General features: G+C 49.1%; 3 protein-coding genes. 1 reads left to right on the forward strand and 2 read right to left on the reverse strand.

Annotated elements, in window-relative coordinates:
- The first annotated feature begins 325 nt into the window (after nucleotides 1–325).
- Nucleotides 326–1,636, forward strand: a complete 1,311-nt coding sequence (locus P5674_RS05100) for a homoserine dehydrogenase (RefSeq protein ID WP_006616172.1) — start codon at nucleotides 326–328, stop codon at nucleotides 1,634–1,636.
- Between the two features lie 26 nt (nucleotides 1,637–1,662).
- Here P5674_RS05100 and P5674_RS05105 read toward each other — a convergent pair whose 3' ends face one another.
- The gene (locus P5674_RS05105; protein ID WP_035735536.1) at nucleotides 1,663–3,405 is read right to left on the reverse strand and encodes a trypsin-like peptidase domain-containing protein; all 1,743 of its coding nucleotides are present in this window, start codon (nucleotides 3,403–3,405) and stop codon (nucleotides 1,663–1,665) included.
- 61 nt (nucleotides 3,406–3,466) lie between these two features.
- Nucleotides 3,467–3,778 carry a DUF3181 family protein gene (locus P5674_RS05110; protein ID WP_006615906.1) on the reverse strand — a complete coding sequence of 104 codons (312 nt, stop codon included), beginning with the start codon at nucleotides 3,776–3,778 and terminating at the stop codon, nucleotides 3,467–3,469.
- Between the last annotated feature and the right edge of the window lie 214 nt (nucleotides 3,779–3,992).

The raw sequence follows: 3,992 nt of genomic DNA on the forward strand, positions 1-3,992 counted from the left end.
CCTAATTTGTATACCTGAATTTGTTGGGTGTCGCTTCGCTTTACCCAACCTACGACTACGACTAGAAACCCGGTTTCTTTACCCCCCCCAGGGAGAAACTGGGTTTCTTTACCCCTAGGTATTTCCCATTAGGTAGCCAATATGTGAAAGGTTGTTGATGTGGATTATTATAGTTTAAAATGGTGGCGATCGCCCTCACTAGATCTGACTGCGGCGTAGCCGGCGCGTGGCTTTGGGACTCCCATATAAAGAACCCGGCGGAAAGGCTCCGGTGTTATTTTGTGTCAAAATGGTTGATAGAAGTGTTGATGGATAGGTTGAAATCGTGGCTTTCAAAATTGGTTTATTGGGATTGGGAACCGTCGGTCAGGGAACTGCGGCAATTTTATTAGATCGCTCTGGTCGCCATCCCCTGCTGCAAGAAATAGAATTGGTGAGGGTGGGGGTACGATCGCTTTCCAAGTCCCGGACGATCGCATTACCAGAAAACCTATTAACCACAGATTTAGAAGCGATCGTCACCGATCGAGAAATAGATATTGTGGTAGAACTAATTGGGGGACTAGAGCCAGCGCGATCGCTCATCCTCAAGGCGATCGACCATGGTAAACATATTGTTACGGCTAATAAAGCGGTAATCTCCCGTTATGGGGCGGAAATCTTCTCAGCAGCAACCGAAAAAGGTGTTTATGTTCTCCTAGAAGCGGCTGTAGGTGGGGGGATACCAGTTATTCAACCTATGAAGAAATGCCTGGGGGCTAACCGGATTGATACGGTTATGGGTATTGTCAACGGTACAACTAACTACATCCTAACTAGAATGCAGGCAGAGGGGGCGAACTTTGACGAAGTGCTGCAACAAGCCCAAGAGCTAGGTTATGCGGAAGCAGACCCGACGGCTGATGTGGATGGGTTAGATGCAGCAGATAAAATCGCGATTTTGGCATCCCTAGCCTTTGGGGGAAGGATTAAACTGGAACAGGTATATTGTGAGGGCATTCGGGGAATTAGTGCTACGGATATTGACTATGCCGATCGCCTAGGTTTTACGATTAAACTATTAGCGATCGCCTCTCGTAGGGCTGAATCTGAGACCAACAATATATCGGTGCGAGTGCATCCTACCTTAGTGCCGCAACTGCACCCCCTAGCGAGTATTAACGGGGTTAATAATGCCATTTTCATCGAAGGGGAACCTATCGGACAAGTGATGTTTTTCGGACCGGGAGCGGGAGCGGGACCGACGGCCAGCGCGGTAGTTTCGGACATTCTCAATATTGCGGGAATTATCACCACCAGTAGCAGCGGAGTGGGGGGTGCGGGGTCTCCCCATCCTCTGATGACTTGTAGCCACCAGCATTACTGTGAACTCGCCCCCATGGAAGAATTAATCACCCGATTCTACGCCCGATTTATTACCCGCGACCTACCAGGAGTGATTGGAAAGCTGGGAACCTGTTTTGGTAACCATGAGGTGAGCATAGAGTCAATTGTGCAAATTGACACCCACGGTAAACAAGCCGAGATTGTAGTGGTTACCCATGATGTGCGAGAGGGTAATTTCCACGCCGCCCTAGAGGAGTTAAAACAACTGGATATAGTCGATCGCTTTCCCAGTTTGTTGAGAGTTTTATAGTAACAGGCCCCCCCCAAGGTGGGGGATTAGGGTCGCTTCCAGACTTTCACCTCACCATCCCAGTCCCCACTGAGAATCATGGTCTGATCCGAACTGATAGCAATGGCGGTTACATAGCCGGTGTGACCTTCTAGGTTGGCTTCTATGGTGCCGCTGGTAAGATTCCAGACTTTGACGGTTTTATCCCAACTCCCACTGATCAGAGTTTGGTTATTAGAAGCGATCGCCACTGACCAAACCCCGTCTCTATGTCCGCTGAGACGGCGGATCGGTTGTCCGTTGTCTAGTTTCCAGATGGTAATAGTCCCATCAGCACTACCAGAGGCGAGAATTTCTCCATTTGGACTGATAGCTAGAGATAAAACTGAGAGTTCGTGACCTTCTAGGGTCCGCTTTAGCGCTCCTGTTTCTAAGTTCCACAGGCGAATAGTACGATCGCGACTACCTGTGGCTAAGGTTTTACCATCGGGACTAATGGCGATCGCTCCGACGAGTTGGGAATGTCCCTCTAGGGTCTGTTTTAGGGAACCAGTTGGCAGATCCCATAATTTAACGCTACCGTCCCAGCCGCCACTGGCTAGGGTTTTGCCGTCGGAACTAATGGCGATCGCTAATATGGGGCTATGATGTCCGGTCATGGTTTGTACAGGAGAAAAGCTACCTGCTTGTAAACCCGCCGCCAGATCCCAAATTCTAATGTTCCCATCTTCTCCGGCGGTGATTAGTTGCTGACCATTAGGAGTGACTAACACCCTGGTAGCTTCCCTGTTATGGGCACGAAAGGACTGTCTTAATCCCCCTGTGGCTAAATTCCAGATGTCAACTGTGCCATTGCTATTGCCACTAATTCCCAGGGAGTCTGTGGTGGCGATCGCCATTATTTGTCCTGATGTTTGTTTAAACCGGGATGCCATGGCAAATCCTCCCTCAGCAGCCGATGGCGCGCCATTCGCACCCCCTGTAACCTGCAATTCCGGGGGGGATACTACTGTGGGTATATCCTCTCTAGCGACCTGCTGAGGCGGTGTGGGGATAGATGGCAATGTTGCTGTTTTCCGCCACTGCCAAAATCGATTAATTTCAATAGCTGCGGCGGCAATGGTATCGGGGTTTAGCCCAAATTGAACAATACCATTAATGCCAATCAGATTACCGCGAGAGTCTAAAACGGGACCGCCACTCATACCACTGCGGACTAGATTGGTATACACTAGGCTATAACCCTGTTGGCGATTTTGGCGGTGGGTAACTTCTCCTTGGCTACTGAAAAAAAGCCTTTGTCCTAAACTACTACCCGATCGCGGCCATCCTGCTACATGGACGGTATCTCCCACATTGACGCTATCAGGGTTAGCCATGGTTGCGATCTGATAGCGTTGGGAGCTACTGAAGGGGGCGATCGCTAAGTCTAGTCCGGGTATCCGTTGAATTAGGCTATAGTAGACTGAGTGACGACGACCGTCTGGGGTGATGATTTCATAGTCCCCAATTTGGTTGACTACGTGCCAGTTAGTTAGCACATAGTAGGTGTTATCCTGTTTTTCGACAATCACCCCAGAACCGCCTTTGGGACCTTCAATGCGGACGGTGATCTCGGCGGCGATCGCATTAACTTCTGTGGCTGTTAGTTCATTCGTATTAGCACTACTTACGGTGATTGCCTCTGTGGCGATCGCCCACCCTAGCCAGGGAAAAACTACCGCTAGAATACCTAAACTTGAGGCAGTCAGACTAATTAATAATAATTGCCAATTTCTAATCTTAGTCATCTGACACACCTATATATAGCAGAGCAGGTGCGTCAGTTGGTCGGACGCACCTAGTCGCCATTTACATATCTTTTTTAAACTCTTCCAAAACCTTCATTAAATCGGCAATTACCTGGTTAGGAATTAGATCCGCCAGGGAAAGGGTTGTTTTACCACCCCCCAACTTAACAGGGGTATCTTTCAGAATGTTAATGACTATTTCTTCGTCTAAGTCGGCGCCATCTTCTAATATGGGATAGAGTTTTTCGGCAACGGGGGTGTGTAAATTGGCATCACCCAGGTATAAATTCCACTTGGTGATATCCATATAGACGTTTTCGCCAATTTCGGCGGCGAGTTTTTCGATCGCTTGGGTATTGCCAGAATTAGACATTTAGGAAACTCCGGTGATTTGCAAAAGGTGTTGGGTTCCGCTACGCTTCTCCCAACCTACTCTGTTGGGTTCCGCTACGCTTCTCCCAACCTACTTGGGTGTTGGGTTTCGCTACGCTTCACCCAACCTACTCTCCCAACCTACTTGGGTGTTGGGTTTCGCTACGCTTCACCCAACCTACTTGGGTGTTGGGTTTCGCTGCACTTCTCCCAAC

Source organism: Limnospira sp. PMC 289.06 (genome assembly GCF_032350395.1).
Classification (GTDB): Bacteria; Cyanobacteriota; Cyanobacteriia; order Cyanobacteriales; family Microcoleaceae; genus Limnospira; species Limnospira platensis.

Coding starts and splice junctions, on each gene's coding strand:
- P5674_RS05105 (WP_035735536.1), bottom strand. CDS start 3,405: ATGACTAAGATTAGAAATTGGCAATTATTATTAATTAGTCTGACTGCC.
- P5674_RS05110 (WP_006615906.1), bottom strand. CDS start 3,778: ATGTCTAATTCTGGCAATACCCAAGCGATCGAAAAACTCGCCGCCGAA.